We start from the raw sequence: 22,821 nt of genomic DNA, 5'->3' as shown, positions 1-22,821 counted from the left end.
ATGACGACCGCGACATCGACTCACACATCCGTGCTGCCTCCAATCGATTTCTTCCTGCTTGCCGCAATCTGGGGGGCCTCTTACTTGTTCATGCGGCTGGCCACCGAAGCGCTCGCGCCGTTTGTACTAGCTGAAGTTAGGCTGTTGCTTGGCGCGTGCCTGCTCCTGCCACTGTGCTATCGACACATCCTGCCGCTGCCGATTCAGATGTGGGGTCGAATCGCGTTGGTCAGCGTGTTCAACATGGCCGGCCCAGCGATGCTGTTCTCCTGGGCGGCACATCAGATTCCGTCGGGCGTCAATGCCATTGCCGGTGCCATGACCGTCGTGTTCACGAGCCTGATTGGCGTGGCGGTATTTCGCGAGCGACTGCATTGGCGCGCAGCTCTGGGCATTCTTGGCGGTCTGCTCAGCGTCACACTTTTGGCGCGCAGCAAGCTCGGCGACGTGACGCTGGGCTGGCCCGTACTGGGTGGGGTGGTTGCGTCGTTGTGCTATGGCATTGGCCTGCATTTGGCCAAGCGCCTGCTGGTTGGCGTCCCGGCGATGGCACTGGCTGCCGCAGCGATGATCTGTTCGGCGCTGATGATCCTACCGTTCACGCTTGGGCAATGGCCGCGCCAGGTGCCGCCGATGCACGCCACACTTTCGACCATCCTGCTCGGCCTGCTCTGTACCGGGTTTGCGTACGTGTTGTATTACCGTTTGGTAGCACGCATTGGCCCCGCCCGGACCTCCGCTGTGTCGTATTTGATTCCGGTCTTTGGCGTGACCTTTGGCGCACTGTTTCTGCATGAAACCGTGACGATGGCCATGGGGCTGTCCGGCCTGCTGATATTGGTCAGCATCGGGTTGTGCCAATCCGGCAACAGCCCACAACGTGCGGGTTCAGCAGGTATTGCAGGCCCGCCTGCGCCAACGACGCAACGCGCTGACTGCACCCGGTAAGCCGCTTGACCTGTTAGTGCGTTCGGCCGAAGCTTGAAACATGAGCACATCCCGCCCCACGTTCTTTGCAGATGCCGCCGCGTTTCGTCGCTGGCTGGTTGCCCACAGCCAGCGCGAACGCGAGTTGCTGGTTGGATTCTGGAAGGTCGACAGTGGGCGGCCTTCGATGACTTGGTCGGAATCTGTCGATGAGGCACTGTGCTTTGGATGGATCGATGGCGTGCGCCGCCGCATCGACGACGAGTCGTATGAGATTCGGTTCACATCACGAAAGCCTGGCTCGATTTGGAGCGCGGTCAACATCGCGAAGATCGAGCCATTGCGTCAGGCGGGGCGGATGACGACTGCCGGTGAGCAGGCCTACGCTGGCCGCCTCGAACATCGATCCAAGGTCTACGCCTACGAACAACCGGCAACCGCTGAACTCGATCCAGCTGACCTGAAGCGGTTCAAAGCGGATCGGATAGCGTGGACGTATTTCGAGTCCTGCCCGAAAGGCTATCGCCACGTGATGCTGCACTGGGTCACCTCGGCGAAGAAGCCCGAAACCCGGGCACTACGACTCGGCAAACTGATCGCAGCCTGTGCCACGGGCACTCGGCTTCGATAGGGCGATCGGGTGACGACTCCCATGCGCTTCGCTGACATCCGCATTCAACCTTTTGGAGACGCTGCGTGAAACGATCACGGCGGTCGCGAGCCAAGCAGCCGGACCGTGTGCCTTTGGCGTTTGCGGCGGCAGTCGATTCAGACTGGGTGGCCGATCGGATCGACACAGCCGCAAATGACCCAGGACCCAAGCGAAACGGCGACACGTTGAACGTGCTCTTTGTGTGCAGTCGCAATCAATGGCGCAGCCCGACGGGGGAAGCGTTGTTTCGCAAACATCCGGGATTGAATGTGCGCTCGGCCGGCACGAGCGCCCAAGCCAGACGCCGGGTCGCGGCAAACGATTTGATCTGGGCCGACTTGATTCTGGTGATGGAGACCAAACACCGCGAGCGCTTGCGCGCTGAATTTCCGCGGGCCATGGTCGGCAAAACAATTTCGGTCTTGGATATCCCGGATGACTATCGCTACATGGACCCAGAGCTCTGCGACTTGCTCGAACGCGCGGTGACCCAGGTACTGAGCCAGGTCATGCAGCGGGCTTGAACGGGCAGTTCTCTCGGCCCATGGCGTCGCGACCGCCGCTGCGCCCTCGCGCTTGGCAACTCACCCAAACTGGGTGCCGGCTACCAGGACCGCCGTCTGATTGACGGTCATTCCAGAGTCTGAAGCACCCGCCGCATTATGGAAGCCTTCCTATCGGGACACTGGCATGCCGATCCTCATCGACAAGCAGCCCCGCATGTTCCAGGCCATGCCAGTCATCGATTCCATGGGAGGCCGGTCGGGACTGGATGCGTCGGTGCCACAAGCGTGATGATCCATGCCCGAGACTCGTGCGATCTGATGCGTCACACTGAGGGCAAGTTGAGCGGCCCGGCAATTGCTCGGTCGGACTCCGGTCAACCCTGCGGGTTGTCATGGATGCATCCTGACGCCAGCGGCAATTCGCCATGCCGCGCGCATTTTCCGGCCATCGACACGCGATAGGATGTTGTTCTCCGTCCGAACTTTGACCCTGCCCGAGAGATGACCACGTCACCGTTCCAAGCGCTCAAATTGTGGATCATGCACGCCAGCGGTCTGTCGCGCGACGCACTGCATGTCTATGTGGGCTTGCTCGTGTTCTTTGTGGCTTGCGGCGTGTTCCGGAAGCATCAACGTAGCCTCTGGCCGTTGTTGCTCGTTGTCGTGGTCGCGTGCCTGGGTGAACTCCTGGACATGCGTGACGACCTCAGGATGGTGGGCAGCTGGCGCTGGCAGGCCAGTCTTCATGACGTCTTGAATACGTGCTTCTGGCCCTCAGTGATTTCTGTGCTGATCCGGCTTCGACTGCCGCCCTGGTCGCGGTCCTGACGCGACAGATCGCCGCCCGGGCCTTGGCGATTCGCTTTCTGCCGGCCATGTGATCTGCACGCAGACATCTGTGAGTCGCGGTATCGTTCCGGGTGCGTGTCACAATGACCATGCGCCCCCTGAACCTGACGCTGATGAACCTTTCGGACCTGGATCCGCAGTCCATTTACCTGACGCTCGCCATGCTCGCGTTACTGACGGGCGGGGTGCTCGGCCTGATGCACCGAGGCTTGATGGCCGATGTGCAGCCGGCTGCGGTGCTCTGGCGAATCGGCACGCTGCTATTGGCGTTCGCTGCGGTGTTCTTTGCGTTTCGGGGCGAGTTGCCACAGACACCATCGGTTCTGGTCGGCAACACGCTGGCGATGCTCGGTACCGCGCTGTACGCCCACGCCCTGCGGCGGTTTTTTGGCGGCAACACGGCGGCCTGGCTGTATGGGCTGGTCGCACTTGGCGTCGTGGTACTCGCGTTGTCATTAACGGTGTTTCCACTCTACCGCGCACGGGTCATCGTCGCGTCCGGCATCATGGCGACGCACATGATCGCTGCAGCCTACTGGGTCTATCGCGACGGCCAACGTGAACTCGAAATTTCTGGACGGATGATGACGGGCGTGCTGCTCTTCTGTGGCGGCATTGTCGGCGCACGGGCCATTTCGGCGCCGTTTCTACCGCCGCCGACGCATGACAACCCCGGTTTGATCAACGTACTCGGCGGCATGGTCGGCGCCATTTTTCCAGTCGTTTGCACCACGGCATTCTTGATGATGGCCACCGAGCGCTCCCGTATTCGCTTGTTGCGGGCAGCGGTCACCGATGAATTGACCGGCCTGCCCAATCGTCGCGCACTCACCGCTGAGGCCAAGCGCGGACTTGCGCAGATTCAGGGCGGCACCCAACTCGGCCTGATTCTGCTCGATATCGATCACTTCAAGTCGATCAACGATACGCATGGCCATGACATTGGCGACAAAGCGTTGTTGCATATCGCCGGCCTGTTGCGGCAGGGCGTCCAGGGCATCGCCATGGCGGGCCGGTTCGGCGGCGAGGAATTCCTGGTGGTGCTGCCGGGGGCCAATTTGGACACGACGATTGCAATGGCCGAATCGCTATGCGCCGCACTTCGGGCCACACCACTGAATCTGCCTGATCTGAGCTTGCCGATCACGGCCTCGTTCGGCGTCAGCATGGTGCGCGCCAATGACGATGCCATCGATCGCGCATTGGCACGCGCCGATGCCGCGCTGTATCGCGCCAAATCGAGCGGGCGAAACCGAGTGGCCGTGCAGGCGGATTGAACCGGCTGCCGCAAGGCCGTGAATCACTCTGACGGTTGCGACGCCAGAGCGCTTCCCGTATGCGATAGCGCGGATAGGCTGACATCAGCGCTTGGCGAAGCGAGTGAACACCGCACGGTCTGGTTATAACTCACCCTCAGGCGTTCGTGTCGTCACATCCGACGCGAGCGGCAGTGCCCAAGCCGGCGGCATCTGATTCGGAAGTATTTGGTTGTCCGGCCCCACTTCCGGTTCCCAGCGAGCCACCAGGCGACCGGAGGCCGTATCAAGACGCTCATAGATCCGGCCAAAACCACCGTGCACCGTTTCCAAGTAGATCAATGTGTCGCGACCCTGCTCGGCAAACGCCCACCGCCAGATCGGCATGGATCGTTGAATGCGATGATGCGCATCGTGTCGATACAGATGCAGTACCAACGGGATCGCATCCGGGCCGCAGCAATGGTTGTAGTAGACCACCCATCCGACCGTGCAATGATCTGCGGCGACCTGCAATCCCCTGATTGCGCGCGGCGCCAATGCCTCCGCACCCAGCGTCGCCGTCTCCGGTTCGATGACCTGCTCATTGCCGGCGCCATCGATCACCAGCACACGGCCCGCAATATCGCTTGCGCGCTCGATCCGCTCGCGCCCCGTACAACTCGACGTGCCTGCAATCGAGCAAGTCGTCATGAACAGCAGCAGGAACGCTATGGCAAATCGGTGGTCACGGCACATACGGAATCTTGGACTCCCCGCTCTGTGCACAATCGTCGCAGATTTCGGGCAGGCCGGGAACCAAAGACCCGGCAACCAGTGTCACCGCGGAGGCGGTTTCGAAGACGGAATCTCGAGAAGTCTTTTGGGCGTCCCGTTGTCTACGGGTGTAAGCGTTACATCGTTCTGGCGGTTCGCCGTCCTATGCTTTACTAAAACGTGCGACGCGCGCCAAAACGGGAGAAAAACGTGGCGAATTCATCTCTTCCAATGTGCCGCGCCACTGGTAGCACGTGCCGCAGAGGCAGGCCCGCTGCCTGCCCTGCGCTTATTGGCGATCAGGCGGAGATTGCCAAATTCTCACGTTGATAGATGCGTGCCGCGATGAAGCTGACGATCCCTGCCAGCAGCAAGCCACTGCCCATCAAGCTCGCCCACTCCAGGCTGGTGATGGCTTCGTTGCGAACCAATTTCATGACGGCGTGATGCTGACCTAGCAGCGGCACAAAGAACATCCACAACACCGGTTTGGTCGGCACGACCATCAGTATCATCGACGGAATCGCCGGGATGATGTTCAGGAGGCCGAGCCAGCTCTGTGCTTCACGGAAGCTTTTTGCATACGCCGCGATCGACGTTTGCACGGCAGAGGCCAACAGCACCACCGGGCCCAATGCAATCAGCATCTGCAAGAACACCAGGATGCTGAAGTTGAACTTGAAGCCAAGTTGTTTGAGCGGCAGCATGGGCATGATCACGGCAAACGCGATCAAGGTGACGACCAGCGATGCAATCGCAAATGCGGAGGTCGCCAGCAACTTGCCCAGCATGATCTGCCAGCGCGGCACCGGATTGGCGAGCAGTGGCTCCAGTGACTGCCGTTCGCGCTCGCCCGCGGTCGTGTCGATCGCGAGATACATGCCGCCCATGAAGGCACCGAGCACGAGCACATACGGCAGGAAGCTCAGGATCATCGCGCCGCGGGCCTCAGGGCTGGCCTGATCACGATCGACAATCGCAATCGGGTGAATGATGCCGGGATGGACACCACGCGCCACGAGACGGAGTGCGCCCACCGAATTCCCGTAACGCTCCAGTACGTTCTCCAGTCGCGTCCGATCGGAATCGCCATCGCGCTGTGAGGAGTCGTAGATCAACTCGACCGGCGCTGGGTCGCCCTTGCTGAACGCTTTGCCATAGTCCCCATCGAGGCGCATGACAATATTGTGATCCTGGGCCTTGACGGCTGCCTCTGGATTCTCGGGGCCGTCCTTGATGTCGATGTTCTGCGTGCGCAGGTAATCGATCAAGGTCGGTGCATGTTCGGCGCCGATCACCGGCAGCTCCAGCGGCTTTTCCGCGCGCTTGGTTTCGCGACTGATCACTGTCGACAGAATCAGCGCGAGGATCAGCGGGCCGATCAATGGGCCAATGATCAGCGCGTTCATGACCGTCTTGCGGTCGCGCAGGTTTTCTAGAATTTCCTTGCGGAAGATGGTGTAGATGGGCGATTTCATCCGAACAGTCCCTCGTCCGTGCCAATGATCTTGACGAACGCATCTTCGAGATTGCTTTCGTCGGTTTGGGCGCGCAGTTCATCAGGGGTGCCTTGCGCCACGACGTGGCCCTTGGCAATGATGATGATGCGATCGCAGAGCAGCGCGACCTCCTGCATGATGTGGCTGGAGAACAGCACGCAGCGACCCTCGGCCTTGAGCTGATGGAGGAATTTGCGCATCGCGCGCGTGGACATCACATCCAGACCATTGGTCGGCTCGTCGAGAATCACGTTTCGCGGATTGTGGATCAGCGCTCGAGCAATCGCCGTCTTGACGCGCTGCCCTTGCGAGAATCCTTCGGTTCGGCGATCGGCGATGTCGTCCATGCCGAGTGCTTCGATCAGTTGCTGCTCGCGCGGTCGGGCTTCGGCATCGGGTACATCCTGTAGTTCGGCAAAGTAGCGAATGTTCTCGCGCGCGGTGAGGCGCTTGTAGAGCCCACGCGAGTCGGGCAGCACACCGAGTTTGCGCCGCACTGCCACGGTTTCGGTCTGCGCGTCGAGCTGATCAACGAGCACCTGCCCGGTGTCTGGCTTCATCAAGGTGTAGAGCATGCGCAACGTGGTGGTTTTGCCGGCGCCGTTTGGGCCGAGCAGGCCGGTGATCTGGCCGTCTTCCGCGCGGAAGCTCACGCCATTCACGGCTTTGACGCTGCCAAAGGCTTTGTGTAAGTCACTGACTTGAATCATGGTCGGTCCTCAGGGCGTCCAGCCATTGGCGTTCAGAAAAGCTGGAACGGGCTTGAAGCGGTCCAGGCACGTTGTGTCGAGGTCCTTGGGCTTCAGGTCGTTGACGAATTCCGCTGCCAGTCTCGGCATACAGCCTTGGCCAATCACAATGTGGCCGCGGCCTTTGACGACGATATGGCGGCCATTCGTATACCCTTTCGCGGCTTGCTCACCGAAGCTCGGCGGCGTCACAGGATCGAACTCGCCGGATGTCAGCAACGTCGGAATATCAGACTGCATCGGCGCAAAGAAATCGGCGGGGCGCTCGCCTCTTGGCCAACCGGCACACTGGGCTTTGGCTTGCACCACAAACGCGGTGCCGAGCAATGTCTTCGCATCCAGTGGATCCGGCTCGACGTCGGGCAGGTCCTCGGAGCACATGACCGACCATTGCATGCCGTACGTGATGCTTTCGCCGAGATCGCCGGCCACCAATTGCGCCTGCGCCATCATGACATCCGCTCGATTGTTGATCGCTTCGTTCAATGCCCAAGGAATCAGCGCGGCTGATTCCGGCGCATAGGCGAACAACCGCACCACGGCGACCAGCGCATCGTAGGTCAAGGTTTGCGTTTTGCCTTCGCCCGTCTTCGGGTCGCGAAAGCTCACTTCACGCGGCGAGCGCTGCAGCTCGGCCTTCAATTGTTCCAGCGCAGCCCCCGGGTCGCCGAACTGCGCCTTGCATTCGGGCGCTTTGCGGCAGCGCTCGAAAATGCCGTTCAATGCATTCTCAAGGTTACGCGCGTGCCCCGACGCCAGACGATGTTCGGCCGGCACGACGCCGTCGAGGATCATGCTGCGGATCGACTGTGGGTAGTAGTGCGCATAGACCTGGGCCGCGCGGGTGCCATAGGAGCCGCCGATGAGGTTCCACTGCTTGGCGCCAATGGCCTCGCGCACGGCCTCGAAGTCTTTGATCGCAACCGTGGTGGTGTACTGGCGGACGTCGGCTTTGTCCTTCAGCGACGCCGCGCAATCGGCAGCCAGTTTGGTTTGCGCATCCGGGCTTTCCATGAGGACGGGCTGCGCTTCATCGGCTTCGGGCATCACGCACTTCAGAGTATTCGATTCGCCGGTACCGCGCTGGTCGATCAGCAGAATATTGCGTTTTTCGCGAATCCGGCTCAGCGCGCCCGCAATCATCGGATAGGCGTCTACGGCCGACTGGCCAGGGCCGCCAGCCAAGAACAACACGGGATCGGCTTCGGGCTCACTGGCTTGCGACTTGCCAAGCCCAATGCGCAAGGTGATCTTGCGGCCTTCCGGCTCATCGTAGTTCTCGGGGACTTCAAGTGTGGCGCATTGCGCTTCGAGCACGTCGCTCAGGCGGCGGTCTTCGAGGTCGCAGTTCGTGAAGTGCAGTGTGCCGAGATCCGTCGCACGGCTGCTGCTGGCAGCAGAAGCCAGGGCAATCGCGAGCGCGATGACCGCCCAGCGCACCTCCCCGCGTCGGCAGAAACCCGGGCCGCCGACGTTGGATGGCGGCGAATAGGGAACAAAAGGCAAAGGCATGTGTGGTCCTCGTTCAAGTCGGTTGACCCTGAGGGCAGCACTTTAGTGACAACACGGCCGGAAGGCGAAGTGATGAGTGTCAGGCGATTGCGTGACAGCTGCCCCAAACAGCGCGGATGACCCGGGTCGCCTCCAGAAGCGGCCGAGTCGCCGGGCGGACGGTTCAACCGTCGGCCCGGCTCGTTTCATACGTCAGTGCTTCTTGCCAGGCGTGACCATGAGCCGGTCAATCCAGGCAATGCCGATCGCAGACAGGATGAACACGGAGTGGATGATGGTTTGCAGAATCACAGCATCCCATGTGGTCTTGGCGTGCGGCAGGCCAATCGAGCCGGCTTCGATGAACGTCTTCAGCAGGTGAATCGAGCTGATGCCGATGATCGCCGTGGCCAGCTTGACCTTGAGTACGGTCGCATTGACGTGCGACAGCCATTCCGGCTGGTCAGGATGGCCCTCCAGCCCCAGCCGGGACACGAACGTCTCGTACCCGCCGACGATGACCATGACCAGCAGGTTCGAAATCATGACCACGTCGATCAGGCCGAGAACGACCAGCATAATTTCCTGCTCACCGATCGTCGCCACATGTGACGTCAGGTGCCAAAGCTCTTTCAGGAACAGAACCACGTAAACACCCTGGGCCACGATCAGGCCCAGGTACAAAGGCAGTTGCAACCAGCGCGACGAAAAGATCAACCAGGGCAAAGGGCCCAGGTTTTGTGGCGCGTCAGTGGCGGTCGATTTGGGATCGGCCATGTTGGCGAGCTACCGGATCAATCGGCTTTGTATTGGTCGTGGCAGCCTTTGCACTGCTCGATCAGCTTGCCGAACTCGGGCTTCAGCGTCTCCAGCGTGCCGGTCTTGGATGCTTTGTACAGGCTGTTGGCCTGATCCTGGAACGACTTGAGCTTCGCGCGGAAGTCGGCTTCGTTTTCCCAGATGTCGGGCTTGGCGTCGGTGCCGCCCTTGTCGGAGCCTTTCGGCCAATGCTCGTCGAGCATTTGTGCCATGAACGCCGCATTCAGCGCGCGCTTCTTGAATTCCGTTTGGTCAAACGGGATCTTTTCACGAACCATGCCACCCATGGTGCCCACGTTGAACGCAATCAGTTCGAAAATCGCATGCCGTCGTTCGATCGCGTCTTCTTCCGGCGTGGCCGCCACGGCCGGCGCTAGCAGGGTGAGCAGAAGAACAGCGGAGATCAGGGTTCGCTTCATGGAGGGGGCTCCTGGGGTGACGGATGGATAAGAATAGCATTGGCGATCGGTTCGGCGCCCGGGTGGGTCTGTGCCAATTTGGGGCTGGTTAGGGCGCCCTGGATCACAGTTTCTGCACATGCAGGGCTGCTGACCGCAGACCTTGGGGGCGGTATCCTTGGCGCCCTTGCTCAGGAGCCCTCCCATGTTGACGCGCGTTTTGTCCTGGTGTTTGTTCGGTCTCGGCTCAACGGGTGCGTTGGCCGCCATGAAGAGTGAAGCCGTTGCGTACCGGCTGGGTTATACCGACATGGCGGGCGTGCTCGTCTTCGACGATGCAACCGACACCAAACGGCCGGGTCTGCTAATGGTGCCGAATTGGTATGGCGTCAATGACGGTCAGGTCGAAAAGGCCAAGGCCATTGCCGGCAGCAAGTATGTAATTTTCATTGCCGACGTCTACGGCACGTCGGTCCGCCCAACCAATAACGAGGAAGCTGGCAAAGCTGCGGGCGGCATGTACCAGGATCGCTCGGTTCTGCGTCAGCGGGCGCGCGCCGCCTTGGACGCGTTTAAGGGCAAGGCGACCGATGCGCCGATTGACTTGAACCGGCTTGGCGCCATTGGGTTTTGCTTTGGCGGCGCGACGGTGCTGGAGCTCGCACGCGACGGTATCGAACTTGCGGGCATTGCCTCGTTCCACGGCAACTTGGGTGCCGATCCGAAGTGGCCTGTCACGTCGATCAAGACCCCAATTCTCGCCATGAATGGCGCCGATGACACGTATGTTCCTGCCGAGCAGATTTCGGCATTCACGAACGAAATGCAGGGCGCGGGCGCGGACTTCCAGTTCGTCAACTTTGGCGGTGCCGTGCATTGTTTTGCCGAGCCCGACGCGAATTCGCCGGGCTGTCTCTATAACGAGCGCGCCGCCAAGCGCGGCTTCCAGATGATGAACAACTTCTTTGACGACGCGTTTGCGAAGCATTGACCGCCGTTCGCCAGTGGCGGCAACAGTGACTGGCTCCTGATCCGACGCGCAGGTTTCGGATCAGGCCGTTGACGGCTTCAACGTTTCAGGTAGCCCATGGCAAAGCTCTATTTCTATTACTCGGCAATGAATGCCGGTAAGACCACGACGCTGCTGCAGAGTGCACACAACTATCACGAGCGCGGGATGCGCACCTTGATCCTGACGCCGCGTCTGGACGACCGGTACGGCATTGGGCTGGTGCAATCGCGCATCGGGCTGAAGGCGCGCGGTCAGATCTTTGAAGGCGGCGATGATCTCTATGCGCTGGCAAGAGGCGATGTCGAGGCGCACGGCCAACTACACTGCGTGCTCGTCGACGAGGCGCAGTTTCTCTCCAAGGCCCAGGTATGGCAGCTGACGGATATCGTCGATGAGCTCAATGTGCCGGTGCTCGCTTACGGGCTTCGCACCGATTTCCGCGGCGAGTTGTTTGAGGGCTCGAAGTACCTGCTCGCCTGGGCCGATTCGTTTCAGGAGATCAAGACGATCTGCCATACCGGCCGCAAAGCAACGATGGTGATTCGCGTCGACGCGAATGGTCGCGCCGCAACAGAGGGCGCGCAGGTCGAGATCGGCGGCAATGATCGCTACGTGTCGGTGAGCCGCGCGGAGTTCAAGCGCTTGACACAGGAAGGCGGGCAGATTGAGCCACAGCAGGTGGACTTGCCGCTGCCGCCGGTGTGATCTCTTGCGCGCTGTTGCGCGGGACGATCGACAATTTTGAATCTGGTTTTTTGCCTGAGGCACGTTGCGTGACGTGACGCGTCAGCCGTGCGTACTGCCAAGTAGGGTCTGAATCAGTCCATCCTGGACTTTCAGACCCGCGCTGAGTCCGGCACAGGACCGGGCTCAGTGCTCCGGAATCAAGCGCTTGCGCGCTTGATTCCGGGCGGGCCATCCATGGCCCGCGTCGCCTCTGAACTTGTTCAGAGGGCCCCTAATTGATGAGGAGTGTCGTGATGAAAGTTCTGGTGATTGGCTCGGGTGGCCGCGAACATGCAATCGCTTGGCGCTTGGCGCAAGCCGCGCGGGTGACGGAAGTCTTGGTGGCACCGGGCAACGCAGGCACGGCGCGGGAGCCGAAATGCCGGAACGTGTCGGTAAGTGCGATGGACGTTGATGGCTTGGTGCAGCTCGTTCGCTCGGAGGGCGTGACGCTGACCGTGGTCGGCCCCGAAGGCCCGTTAGCGGCAGGTGTCGTCGATCGATTTCGTGCAGAAGGCTTGCGCATTTTCGGGCCGACCCAAGCTGCTGCACAGCTCGAATCGAGCAAAGCGTTTACCAAGGACTTTCTGGCGCGCCATCGCATTCCCACAGCCGCGTATCGAACATTCACCGACACCAGTCCGGCAATCGACTACGTGCGCGCCCAAGGCGCACCGATCGTCATCAAGGCAGACGGATTGGCGGCAGGCAAAGGTGTGGTTGTTGCGATGACACTCGATGAAGCCGAGTCCGCCGTGCGCGATATGTTGTCGGGGAACCTGCTTGGTCAGGCTGGATCGCGCGTGGTGATCGAGGAGTTTCTTGTCGGCGAAGAAGCAAGCTTTATCTGCATGGTCGATGGTCAACACGCGCTGCCGCTGGTCACCTCGCAAGATCACAAGCGCGTGTTTGATGGTGACCAAGGCCCGAACACCGGTGGGATGGGCGCCTACTCCCCCGCGCCCGTGGTGACCGCTGCCGTCCACGAGCACGTGATGCGCGACATCATCCTGCCAACGATCAACGGCATGGCCACCGATGGCATTCCATTCACCGGCTTTCTGTATGCCGGCCTGATGATCAACGCCGACGGCCAAGCAAAAGTCATCGAATTCAATGCCCGCATGGGCGACCCCGAAACGCAAGTCATCATGCTGCGCCTCCAAAGCGACTTCAGCGCGCTGCTCGAAGCCGGCATCGACGGACGCTTGGATGCCGTCGAACCCGACTGGACCACACTCGCTTCCGTCGGCGTCGTGATGGCCGCCGAACACTACCCTGGCACTGTGCCGCAAGGTGATGTGATTGCCGGGCTCGACGCAGGCGACACCGCCAGTGTGAAAGTCTTCCACGCCGGCACCCGCAACCAGGATGGCCAAGTGGTTACTGCTGGCGGACGCGTACTAACCGTCTGCGCCCTTGCGCCAACCATCAAGCAGGCCGCCGAGACGGCGTATACGCGCGTCGACACCATCAGCTGGCGCGGCGAGCAACATCGGACGGATATTGGGTGGCGCGGGATTGGGCGGGAGCAGGCAACGCGGTAGCGTGCCTTGTGTCGCGGTCGTACGTAGTACATCGTCCGCCATTTGGTGCACCTGACGCGACTTTGCAAGCCGCAAAGTCGCGGTCACGCTTGGGTCGTTAGCGAGCAAGAAGGCCCACGCTGATCTTTGTGGGCGTCGGCTTGCGTTCAATTTCGAAGCGCAGTCAAAGCGGATCGAGCTTTGCAGTCCAACCAGATTCGATTCGCTCGACCATTAACGTATGGGACAAGATGCTTCGCATTGGCATTTCCCGTTGCGCTGCGGTGATCTCCCCCACCATCCATTCTTGTTCGCCATCCCAGAACCACCAAGGCCCGGCCTTACCTGTTTTCAGGTCTACACCAGTATAGTCCCTGAAGAGCGGAAACTTTTTGGCGAACTCAGGAACGTCTTCGGTGCCCAAAATCGAAACGAGATTTGCCCTCAATCCAGCCCTTAAAGGGTAAAAGCATAAGAACTGGGGACTACTGTTGACGAGTTCCCGAAAGCTCAAGGGGCGTTCTGTGAACGTCTCTTGAAACACTCGAAGCAAATGCCCGAAATCCGCATTCACATGAGATACCTGTGCATACGCCAGACCCTTGGAGGTTGGTATTTCGATAATGGCGCCGATCTCACTCTTCACGTCGGAATTCTGGATCGATAACTTGTCTGAGACGTGGCGTGGCGAAGACGACGCGGAACGGACCCGCAGTCGAGCCAACTGATTGGCACAATGATGAATGCCAATGAATGCGACCAAGCACAGAACGTGCGCTAGTCATCTCGTGGGTCACAGCGTGTATATGCTGACATTACCCGAATGTAGAGAAAGTCAGCGATAAGCTCCAGTGTGGTGTGCTCGGCATTCAGCCTCAAGCGAATTGCATTTCCTTGCTTCGATAGGACGATGCTTCCGAGCACTCGTGTTTCGATGCCATCCAGATGCACCGCGCTGACACCCACCGCTACCAATGTGACTTGGACCCTATTGTTCCCTCTCTCGACCCATTTCTTGGGCGGGGCGGTTGAGAACGCTCCCAAATCAAAGCGCAGTGACACGGAGGGACCACTAGCCAGCAGGCTCACTTCGTGGACTTGCACCCGGTCCAGCGGAGGCACGCCCTCCTTGAACACACTCCGAATCGCAAGTGGATCGTCTAGGTACTCGGTCCAATCATTCATTCTTCTTATCCCGCCAACTGTGGCTCTTCGCGAATTCGTGTGGGTAGTCGTGCAGACTTTAGAGCTCCGGCAGCATGCATGTCAGTATCGTGAGGCGGAGGTCATCTTCATCTCGGAGACCGTATGATCGGCGCTGGTTGACCCGAATCTTGTTGCTGAGTTCCGAGACAAAGCCGAGCGCCACTTTGTTCTCGGGAAGACAATAGGCAGCGAGGCCTTCCCGATTTCGATCGATCGTAGCGGCGAACTTCTCGAAGGGTTCAAGGCGATGCCAATTCAGAGAGTTCCGCCATGCCTCAAAGTATCGGCGCGCCCCAGCCTTCGCGCTCGCATTTCCAAAGTTGGTTGAAACGTTCGGTGCATGTCAGTCCAGTTGTCGCGTCGCTACTTCGTCACTTCGTCTCTAGGCCCTTGCGGCCAATCGTATCTCCGAGCCTAGTTCGAACTGGGCGCTAGAGTCGACGGGCGCTACAGGGCGCCCTTTTGGCCGCCTCTGGCGCTCGCGCTGACTGGCAAGCTCGGCATCACGAATCGCGTAGCGATGATCTTGATAAGGTCTCCGGATTGCATCTCAATTGTCAGAGCCAATGACTCTCCTCCATCAACCGGAACAGGGCCTTCAAAAGAGTTGATTGATTTGCTTGACCCTCATTCGTTTTGAATGGGAACTGTCAATAGACTCACGCCTTCAGCGACTAGGCCAATTGGGTTGCTTTGGTGGTTCAGAATTGTAAGTTCAGCTCTAGCACTGGCCCAATCGAGCCGAATCGTTACAAGCGAGAAATCATGCAGCGAGTAGATCGGCATCCTAAAGAGTCCTTAGTTGGCTTTTGGACAGGCGAGACTGTATGCACACCACTTATCGGCAGACCAATTCTCGACAGCACCGAGATTTTGGTGCCATACGTTGCGATTTGCCTCCGAGCTTCATATCGCAAGCTCGGTTTATTTGCGACTGTCGGCTGGCGGTTGGCCGCATGCGCCGCCATAGAGGTAGGGCGAACGAATGTGCGGGCCAGATTGTGGTCGTGCGCGGAGTTGCGCTGAGGTCGGCAGTGCCGTTTGGCAGGCGTTGCGGCCGACGCAAGCTCTTGCGCCAGCGTCCTTATCAATCGCCAAATGGTGACTCGGTGTCGCTATACGGCAATTGGTACCAGAAGCCCGTGAACTGGCCTTGCCGCTCGCGGAGCGACTCAGAACGCGATCGACTTCCGATACGCCTTCCGAGCCAACTGATCGCCAACCAGCCAGCGCCGACCGATCTCGGCTGCAAACGGAATCAGGCGATCGAGTGCGCTTAGTGCTGAAACACGTCGTTCTCCAAAGCCTCGAACTTGCTCATCCCATTGCTCCGGGTCATTCTTGAGCGCCATCGGAATCGGCCTGACGTCGTCCGTGATTCGGCTTGGCTTGCCCTGGTGCCAATGGCGGCCCGTAAAGTCCGCCAAAGCAATGTAGCTACGGGTCGACAGGCTCAGCCCTTCCTCTTTGATACCGGCCACCGCGCCGGTCGACTCCTCGGCCTGTGGTGATTGCGCCTTGATCGCTTCGATCCCACGTTGCACAGCTGTGCGCCTGGAACTCCGGAAGTCGGTTGCCATCTTTGCCCGAATCGGATTCAAGTCGGCATAGACCGTGGCCGCCAGCAGTGCTCGCTCATCGATCAGCGCTTGCGCTCTGAATTACCCCTTCCAGAACCGACCCGAGCAGCGGTCGTTTTTGTTCGCCTGCCGTGCGATTGGCTCAACCAGACTCTTCATGAACCAACTCAAGTTCCGAAGCCGGTCGCGGTATTTGTCGACCAGTTTCGGCGCGGCGGTGATGTTGGCAATGCGTGTCTTCTGTGACTCCGGATCACCAGAACCCGGAAACGCTTGGGATCAGCGACTGGCAACTTCTTCATCTGACCAACCCGCTGCAGCACTCGCATCGGTCTTCAGGACTACGTGGAGATGGTTGCTCATCACCGCGTAAGCATAGATCAAGACCGAATAGACCTCAGCCAGCATGAACAACCGATTCTCGACCCATTCCCGACGATGCTCGTAGTTGATGCCGGTCAAGGAGTCGACGCCGCGCAACCAAGCACGCCGTTCACAACGGCTGACGCAGTGATAGTAACCGGTGCGGTTAGGTGGAACCGTTCGTTCGCGGGCTTGGGGCGTGGTGATCGCCTTCCGTGGCGGGGAGTTCGGGCCATTTTGCGTTGATGCTTGGCCGAGCGTATGCGGAGATCTCTGAAAATCGCCTCAGATATTTCGTAGTTTGTGCGTGTCCACAATTGCTCATTTCCACAATTGCTCATTCCATAGCTGCTGCGTGTTCACTATGGCTCCCCAGCGCATCGGTCATGGCACCGTGTGCTACCTGGGGCATCTGTATACAGGTAGCTCAGCGTTTGCGGCGCCGTCACAACATCAGTGATGATTTCGGAGTGAGCGCGAATTTCGATGCCGGTGTCGGCCGTGGTCAAGCTGTTAGTGGGTCACTTTGGGACTGGTACGACTTTCGATGATCCGTGCGAGCGCTCCGTCTATACTGACCACGATGCATGGTGCACGATCATGCTGGAAGGCCGTGTCGACGTGGAATTCCTGCGTCACGGCTTGTTGGTGCGCGTCACGCCAATTTCGGTCTCAAGAGCCTTGTTTGGTTGATTCGTTCCGGCCAGGTCGAGATCGAGCTTCAGCTTTTTTTCGATATGGCTGAGGATTTCAGCAATGATCACGGTTCGGCGATGATGGAGGTGCCAGCCCTGGTACACCTCGCGAGAAAATGCGAGTCGTGCGCACGCTTCGTACGGTGCGGCGCTTAGGAGCGCGGATTCCAGTTTCGGAATGTTGATCACGGTAAGTGTCTGCTTGCTGGCGAGTTGTCGCAGCGATTTTTTTGATGCGTCGCCGGTGTCATCGGTTTGGAACGCAAGAACGCTTTGTGCGATGGGCGATTCGAGATTACCCGCAACTAGCCGGTGATTGATGATCACGGTCTTGGCGCTGGCGGCTTCTGCCATCGCGGCAATCTCGTTCGGCGACATTTCTTCTTGAATGATCAGCGCCCGGGGTTTGTCGGTATCGGCACCTAGCCATTCTGCAAGCGAATCGGAAAGTAGCTGAACCATTGCTTCGCGCTGGCTTTTGGGCTGCGACAAGAAGCTAGATTGCAGGTTGACTACCACGAGTCCGTGCCCCGCCAAGCGTTCGCCAAGGGCGGGGTCGATCGTCCCGATCACTACGCCGTGGGCTTTCAATCTTGATGCATCGATGCGTGCCTGCATGTCGGCGACCATCATGTGCGTCACCTGGATCTGCCGCGCGCCGCGCGAATACCAGTCGTTGAATGTTTCCCGCAACAGGCGATTGCGGTCTGTGAGTGGCTTGTCTTTGAAGGCTGCACCGAATCTCGCTGCGACGAAGTAGTCGCTCATGTTCATTCGGGCTGTTTCGCGCTCATCGGTGACTTGTTTGAACGTGCTGGGCTCGGCAGGGTACCAAATCATGACCGGTCCGGCCGACGAGTCGCGGATCGTCAATCCCACCGCACTCGGGGGCGGAGTGAGTTCGTAGTCGAAATCGCAGGTCACCGCCCGGACGACATTGATCTGGAGCGCGAGAATCAGGAACGCGAAGAGATGGCGCATGATGTTATGGTCGAGTACTGGGTCGTACAGTCTAGCGCCTGGTGTGATTGGGCAGCGTCAAGAAGTGGCGGTGCTTGTGGGTCCTGCAACGCGTCGTGTTGCCAATGTCCGGGTGCGTTGTGATGACTTTGTGAGCAGCTTGTCGCCGCAAGGCCGTTCTCTATGTTTGCTGGTCGTCAGTTGCAGCTATGAATGTTGCGCGGGATCGCGACATTGACGGTCAGCTGCGTCGTTGCTTCTTGCATCTGGAGTGCTGCGGGCTAGATGGATCCGGCTCTATGGGAATGTTGGCGCGGTTCCGGCCGCTCTCGGTCCACAGACAATCGTGTTCGGTTGCGCTTAGAGACGTCGAGGTGCATTCGCCGCCGCGCTCAAGAGCCATTCCGTTCGCGCCGCTCTAAGTCAGTGCCGGAAAGCATTCTTCAGTGGCTTCTAGAGACTTGTCGGCTATCGACAACGATACTGCTCTTGTTTTTGAATTCTGGGGAAAATGGCGAACTCCGGGTCTGCACGGAATTCGACCGCAGCCAACTTCCGGTTGCTGGGCAGCGCCGTTGTTTTAACGGTACTTTTCTGGGAATGCTGGCGCGTCACCGGGTTATGTTCCGGTTCGGTCGGGTCGCAGGAACTTTGCATGCCCTCCAAGGGAGTGTGTCGTCGCGGTCTTTCTTGAAATTGCGGTGGCTTTTATTTGGTCGGCGCAGACGAGGTCACGCGTGCCCCACGTGAGGGGGTCCATAGCGTTTGATGTTAAGACGTTGCGCCGCGCCTTGATTCACGCGGCGCGGCGGTTTCTCGCTTGTTGCGATTTCAACGCGGATTACTGGTTCGCAGGTGCCGGCGCCGGCGCGGGCGTTGCGCGCGGCAAGGTTGGAACCTCGGGAACTGTTCCATAGCGGGTGCGGAGACTTGCGATGCCTTCTTCGTTCGCTTCAATTTTCAGCGAGCGCATATTCTGGACGTAATCGCTTTGCACCTGCCGAATCATTTCTGACTTCAGGCGCTCCACAATTGCAGGTTTGACTTCTTCAAAGCTCTTCGTCTCAGGTTCTTTACGTCCGTGGAACTGAATGATGTGGTAACCCCAGCTGGACTTCACGACTGGCGAAATCTCGCCTTCTTTGGACAATGACTGCGTGGCCTTTGCGAAGTCTTCGACAAAATTGGCAACCGGCGTCATATTCAAGCGCCCACCTATGACAGCTGACGCGCTGTCTTTCGAGTATTTTTTGGCGAACTCGGCGAAGTCTTCGGGATGTTTGAGCACCTTCTTGCGAATGGCTTCAGCCTGAGCCTTTACGTCGTCATCGCTCTCGTCGTGATCTTGCATGAACAAGATGTGCGACACGTCTACCAATTCGGGAGATCGGTAGTCCGCCTTGTGTGCCAAGTACTCTTCTTTGGCACGTTGCTCGAAATCAGGAAACTGGATATCTGATTTGAGTTTGTCCATTCGATATCGGAACAACACACGCTCGCCCGCGATCGCCATTTCTCGGGCAATGATCGGGTCCTGGTCCAGACCTAGAGCTTTAGCCTCATTGCTAGCCTGGCGGAGGATGAGCAGCTGGTTCAGAATCTGATCGATACGCTCCGGGTCGTTCATGACACCTGCACGTGCTTCCTCGGGAATCGTTGCGAGGTGGGCATCGATGTCTGTTAGATCGAGTGAAGCGCCTTTTTCATTAGCTACCAGCGGCTTACCGGATTCGGCGGCACACAGCGGAAAAACCGCGCTCGCTAATGCGAGCGCGGCGGTCAGTACAATTTTGCGGTTCATAGCTTACGACTGGCTCCAGCGGGATTATGGGGAACACCCGTTCTGGCAACTTTGACGCATAAGCCACCAACAAGTTCCCACCGTGCAGTCACTAACCGAAGTATTGTTGGGCTGCCGGAAAAAGACATTCAGGTAGTACGTGGTGCCAATAGTCATTGGGCAATAGGTACCCGGCGTCGAACCGAAGGTCCAGCCCATTCCGGCGATGCCGTAGTCGCTCTTGCAGCGTGGCTCGGTGGGATTCGGATCACCTGCACAAGGGGAAATGGTCATAAACAGCGGTGCTGAGTTTTCGCCGGGTTGCTCGGACGAGATCGCGCCATACTTGTTCGACGTCTGGGTCGACGTGTCGATCTGGAACGCCGCATACTGACTCGACGGGATCGGAATCACTGCGGTATCACCGGTAGTGAATCCGAACTTTCCAATGACTGCACGGGTGGGTGCGGCTGAGTTCGGCGGGCTGGTTGGATCGGGGTTCCAGCTCGTGACACTTAGCGACGTGCCGACGCTCCACTCTTGATTTCCGCCGTTGCGGAGGTTTGTTGTGTTGCTGAACGACTGCATGCGAGCCATGCCTGCTGGCGGCTCATGTCCGGTGCAATTGCCTACCACGGCGTTCTGCACGCTGACCGTTTTAGTTTGCGTGGTTGTGCCGCCTGTACCGACGCAACTGATTGTGAACTGATAGGTTCCAACGGTGCTCAGTGTCAGGGCAACATTGCCGCTGGTATTGGACGCGATGGTACTGTTCCAGCCACTGACGGACGTCACACCTGCAGGATAGGAGCCCGTCGTGCTGCACGTGGCGCCGGTGACGTTGCTCGTCGTCCACGACAACGTAACGTTGCCCGGGGGCGGCTGGATCAACGTGGTACTTTGACTGAAACTCACCGTTGGCGCCGTGCCACCGCCGCCACCGGCTGGACACCAACCATCACCCGCGGTCCCCGATGTCACCAGCGGGCGGGCGGTGATTTCGTGGTTGTTGGGATTGATCGTGATATTCGCTGACGTTGCGAGCGGGATCCGATACGAACTCGTGCCTAGATTCAAGACTAGTTCTGTGGCGTTAGCCAACGAGCATAGGCCGAGCATGGCGCCGGCCAGGTATTTGAGCGTTTTCATTGTTTTAATCCTCTGATTTGTCATCACTCCGAAACAGTACTCCTGTCGGGTACTGCCGAACAAGCCTAAACCGCGTGGTGTTAATGGTCCGTTATAAAAAAAGCCCCCGCAAGCGGGGGCTTTTTCGTACTTCCACCAGCGATGGATTACAGGCAGGAACCCGAGCAGAGACGGGAACCCTTGTGCTTCCACAGACCAGCGTAGGTAGCCAGCAGGCCCGGCTGAGCATTGGCGTTGGTGAAACGCGCAGCCCAGAAGCCCGTGGTCGGCAGACCGAGGTACTCTTCGCCACCAGCGGTGTCGATGCGCAGACGGTGCTGCGTGATCAACGTCGAACCAACCACCGGTTCAGCCGTTGCGTACAGGCCCATGCGCATCCAGCCGTCACGAACGCCCAGCGAAGCAGCGTTCACGTTCGAGGTCAGGGTCGAACCCAGCACGTCCGAAGCCGAAGGCGTGTCGTCATTGATCGTCACGACGTTAGCTTCGAAGCGGAGCTGCGGGGTGTTGACCGTCTGGCCAGGAGGCAGCGGCGAGAAGTCCAAGCAGGACGGATCTTCTGGATTGTCGCAGAATGCCGAGGTCGGGCCTTCTTCGCGGTTCTTGACGGTCAACAGGATGTCGACCGGAGCCGTACCCTGGGTGCCGCCCGTCGGGAAGATGCGGGTGAACGGACGGATGGCCGTCGCGCCAACGAGCGCTTGGTCAACGTAGAAACGCTTGGTCGGGAAGGTGACAACCCATTCCGACTTGGCAGCGATCGACGTATCGGTCACGAATTCGTTGTAGATGGCGTCGTGCATGAACACGGCCGACGAAGCGTCGATACCGTTGGACGGAGCCGTGTACGACGAGGTGATCAGCTGACCGTTGTTGAACACGAAGGTCGTGGCAACACCAGCGGCCGTTTCGGCGTCGCGCAGCGAAGGCTGCGTGGTGCCCGGCGGGTTGTGCAGACGCTCGAAGCTGAAGCCGTCGATCGCGTCGGCGTTGTACGAAAGCATCGCACCGAAGCCAACGTCGATGATACCGGCCGAACCGAACAAGCCACCACCCGGAGGAGTGATGTCGATTTCGTTGTTGTCGATCCAGTAGTTGTTGGCGTTGCCAGCGGTCCAGGCGTTACGGATCTGAGCGCAGTTGCTCGGAATGCCGTTCGAGTTATGGGTGATCGCCGACAGGGAGTTCTCGACGAGATTCTCGACTTCGCCCATTTCGATCATTTCCAAGTGACCTTCGCGGGTACGACCCAGGTCATCGTTGGCGCTGTCGTTGTTGCCCAGCACGTATTGGAAGTTACGGAACGGGATGGCGCGAGCGCCACCAACCACAACACCGGCCGGGTTGTTCTTGACCAGCGGAGCGGTACAGCTATTGTCGTCGGTCAGCAGGTGAGCCGGGCCGGTCGCGTCGATAGCGAACACGGAACCAGTCCACACGTCGTATGGCGACAGGTACAGGTTGAAGTCGAGCACTTCGCGGGAGTTCTTACCTTCCACGAAACGGACCTTCACGGCCTTGCCGGCGCCCGTGGTGTTGACCACGGAGACAAGGGTCGTATTGCCACCATTGACGGTGTAATACGGATAAACGAGAACTTCACCGAGACCATCGGGGTTCAGGTTCACGGCGTTAGCGACGCTCGCGATGCCCGCCACACCGGCGATGCCCGCGATGACCGCGTTCGTCAGGGCGTTCTTTTTCATCACAACACTCCTAAATTGACCACAGGGCTAAATTGCTTGCGACTGCATCGGAATCGGCTTGTTTCAACAAGCTTCTGACCTGATGACAGGCAACAGCAAGTGTAATGCTACGGAAAGGAACGGGTCAATGCAATCCCCTACCGCAGAATTCTGATACCGCGTCGAACTGACCCAAACCGGGCCGTCACGACGATTTCGAGCCACGCGCGTGCACAG

23 protein-coding genes are annotated in these 22,821 nt (G+C 59.2%); 8 read left to right on the top strand and 15 right to left on the bottom strand.

What is annotated here, in order from left to right; all coding sequences use genetic code 11:
* The 5 genes from C7S18_RS22250 to C7S18_RS22230 all read left to right on the top strand — a co-directional run bounded on the left by C7S18_RS22250 (position 1) and on the right by C7S18_RS22230 (position 4,211).
* Positions 1-948, top strand: coding sequence for a DMT family transporter (locus C7S18_RS22250; RefSeq protein ID WP_106893642.1), 948 nt, complete (start codon positions 1-3; stop codon positions 946-948).
* Between the two features lie 40 nt (positions 949-988).
* Positions 989-1,558, top strand: coding sequence for a YdeI/OmpD-associated family protein (locus tag C7S18_RS22245; RefSeq protein WP_106893641.1), 570 nt, complete (start codon positions 989-991; stop codon positions 1,556-1,558).
* A gap of 65 nt (positions 1,559-1,623) precedes the next feature.
* Positions 1,624-2,103, top strand: a complete 480-nt coding sequence (locus C7S18_RS22240) for a low molecular weight protein tyrosine phosphatase family protein (RefSeq protein ID WP_338022132.1) — start codon at positions 1,624-1,626, stop codon at positions 2,101-2,103.
* Positions 2,104-2,586: 483 nt separating this feature from the next.
* The gene (locus tag C7S18_RS22235; RefSeq protein WP_106893640.1) at positions 2,587-2,913 is read left to right on the top strand and encodes a hypothetical protein; all 327 of its coding nucleotides are present in this window, start codon (positions 2,587-2,589) and stop codon (positions 2,911-2,913) included.
* Between the two features lie 104 nt (positions 2,914-3,017).
* Complete coding sequence (locus tag C7S18_RS22230; RefSeq protein WP_106893639.1) at positions 3,018-4,211, top strand: GGDEF domain-containing protein; 1,194 nt, start codon at positions 3,018-3,020, stop codon at positions 4,209-4,211.
* Between the two features lie 123 nt (positions 4,212-4,334).
* On the opposite strand, the gene C7S18_RS22225 is transcribed toward C7S18_RS22230, so the two are convergent.
* From C7S18_RS22225 to C7S18_RS24640, 6 genes are all read right to left on the bottom strand, one after another.
* Complete coding sequence (locus C7S18_RS22225) at positions 4,335-4,928, bottom strand: hypothetical protein (protein ID WP_106893638.1); 594 nt, start codon at positions 4,926-4,928, stop codon at positions 4,335-4,337.
* A 317-nt stretch (positions 4,929-5,245) separates the two neighbouring features.
* Positions 5,246-6,424 (bottom strand): ABC transporter permease, encoded by a 1,179-nt coding sequence (locus tag C7S18_RS22220; protein ID WP_106893637.1) that lies wholly within the window; start codon positions 6,422-6,424, stop codon positions 5,246-5,248.
* Positions 6,421-7,155, bottom strand: coding sequence for an ABC transporter ATP-binding protein (locus C7S18_RS22215; RefSeq protein ID WP_106893636.1), 735 nt, complete (start codon positions 7,153-7,155; stop codon positions 6,421-6,423). The genes C7S18_RS22220 and C7S18_RS22215 overlap by 4 nt, the downstream gene beginning before the upstream one ends.
* A gap of 9 nt (positions 7,156-7,164) precedes the next feature.
* Positions 7,165-8,706, bottom strand: coding sequence for an alpha/beta fold hydrolase (locus C7S18_RS22210; RefSeq protein WP_106893635.1), 1,542 nt, complete (start codon positions 8,704-8,706; stop codon positions 7,165-7,167).
* A 192-nt stretch (positions 8,707-8,898) separates the two neighbouring features.
* The gene (locus C7S18_RS22205) at positions 8,899-9,462 is read right to left on the bottom strand and encodes a TIGR00645 family protein (protein WP_106893634.1); all 564 of its coding nucleotides are present in this window, start codon (positions 9,460-9,462) and stop codon (positions 8,899-8,901) included.
* Positions 9,463-9,479: 17 nt separating this feature from the next.
* On the bottom strand, positions 9,480-9,923 hold the full coding sequence (locus C7S18_RS24640; RefSeq protein ID WP_170113434.1) for a c-type cytochrome: 444 nt from the start codon (positions 9,921-9,923) through the stop codon (positions 9,480-9,482).
* 184 nt (positions 9,924-10,107) lie between these two features.
* Between C7S18_RS24640 and C7S18_RS22195 the strand changes: the two genes are divergently transcribed.
* From C7S18_RS22195 to purD, 3 genes are all read left to right on the top strand, one after another.
* Positions 10,108-10,893, top strand: coding sequence for a dienelactone hydrolase family protein (locus C7S18_RS22195; RefSeq protein ID WP_106893633.1), 786 nt, complete (start codon positions 10,108-10,110; stop codon positions 10,891-10,893).
* Between the two features lie 96 nt (positions 10,894-10,989).
* Complete coding sequence (locus tag C7S18_RS22190) at positions 10,990-11,619, top strand: thymidine kinase (RefSeq protein WP_106893632.1); 630 nt, start codon at positions 10,990-10,992, stop codon at positions 11,617-11,619.
* A 275-nt stretch (positions 11,620-11,894) separates the two neighbouring features.
* Complete coding sequence (gene purD / locus C7S18_RS22185; protein ID WP_106893631.1) at positions 11,895-13,187, top strand: phosphoribosylamine--glycine ligase; 1,293 nt, start codon at positions 11,895-11,897, stop codon at positions 13,185-13,187.
* Between the two features lie 163 nt (positions 13,188-13,350).
* On the opposite strand, the gene C7S18_RS22180 is transcribed toward purD, so the two are convergent.
* From C7S18_RS22180 to C7S18_RS22140, 9 genes are all read right to left on the bottom strand, one after another.
* On the bottom strand, positions 13,351-13,812 hold the full coding sequence (locus tag C7S18_RS22180; RefSeq protein WP_106893630.1) for a hypothetical protein: 462 nt from the start codon (positions 13,810-13,812) through the stop codon (positions 13,351-13,353).
* 131 nt (positions 13,813-13,943) lie between these two features.
* Positions 13,944-14,351 carry an Imm50 family immunity protein gene (locus C7S18_RS25450; protein ID WP_106893629.1) on the bottom strand — a complete coding sequence of 136 codons (408 nt, stop codon included), beginning with the start codon at positions 14,349-14,351 and terminating at the stop codon, positions 13,944-13,946.
* Positions 14,352-14,409: 58 nt separating this feature from the next.
* A complete protein-coding gene (locus tag C7S18_RS25445; RefSeq protein WP_425481112.1) occupies positions 14,410-14,631 on the bottom strand; it encodes a transposase in 222 nt (73 codons plus the stop codon).
* 913 nt (positions 14,632-15,544) lie between these two features.
* Entirely contained in the window at positions 15,545-15,916 is a 372-nt protein-coding gene (locus tag C7S18_RS22165) for a hypothetical protein (protein ID WP_146152071.1), read from the bottom strand.
* 315 nt (positions 15,917-16,231) lie between these two features.
* Positions 16,232-16,414, bottom strand: a complete 183-nt coding sequence (locus tag C7S18_RS22160; protein ID WP_146152070.1) for a hypothetical protein — start codon at positions 16,412-16,414, stop codon at positions 16,232-16,234.
* A 536-nt stretch (positions 16,415-16,950) separates the two neighbouring features.
* Positions 16,951-17,991 carry a hypothetical protein gene (locus C7S18_RS22155; RefSeq protein WP_106893625.1) on the bottom strand — a complete coding sequence of 347 codons (1,041 nt, stop codon included), beginning with the start codon at positions 17,989-17,991 and terminating at the stop codon, positions 16,951-16,953.
* A gap of 820 nt (positions 17,992-18,811) precedes the next feature.
* Complete coding sequence (locus C7S18_RS22150) at positions 18,812-19,771, bottom strand: peptidylprolyl isomerase (protein WP_106893624.1); 960 nt, start codon at positions 19,769-19,771, stop codon at positions 18,812-18,814.
* A 24-nt stretch (positions 19,772-19,795) separates the two neighbouring features.
* Positions 19,796-20,899 (bottom strand): hypothetical protein, encoded by a 1,104-nt coding sequence (locus tag C7S18_RS22145; RefSeq protein ID WP_106893623.1) that lies wholly within the window; start codon positions 20,897-20,899, stop codon positions 19,796-19,798.
* 146 nt (positions 20,900-21,045) lie between these two features.
* The gene (locus tag C7S18_RS22140; protein ID WP_106893622.1) at positions 21,046-22,605 is read right to left on the bottom strand and encodes a hypothetical protein; all 1,560 of its coding nucleotides are present in this window, start codon (positions 22,603-22,605) and stop codon (positions 21,046-21,048) included.
* Positions 22,606-22,821 lie beyond the last annotated feature (216 nt).

This window comes from Ahniella affigens (genome assembly GCF_003015185.1).
Lineage (GTDB): Bacteria > Pseudomonadota > Gammaproteobacteria > Xanthomonadales > Ahniellaceae > Ahniella > Ahniella affigens.
The sequence above is the reverse complement of the archived record's forward strand: the minus strand, read 5'-3'. Positions and strand labels throughout refer to the sequence as shown.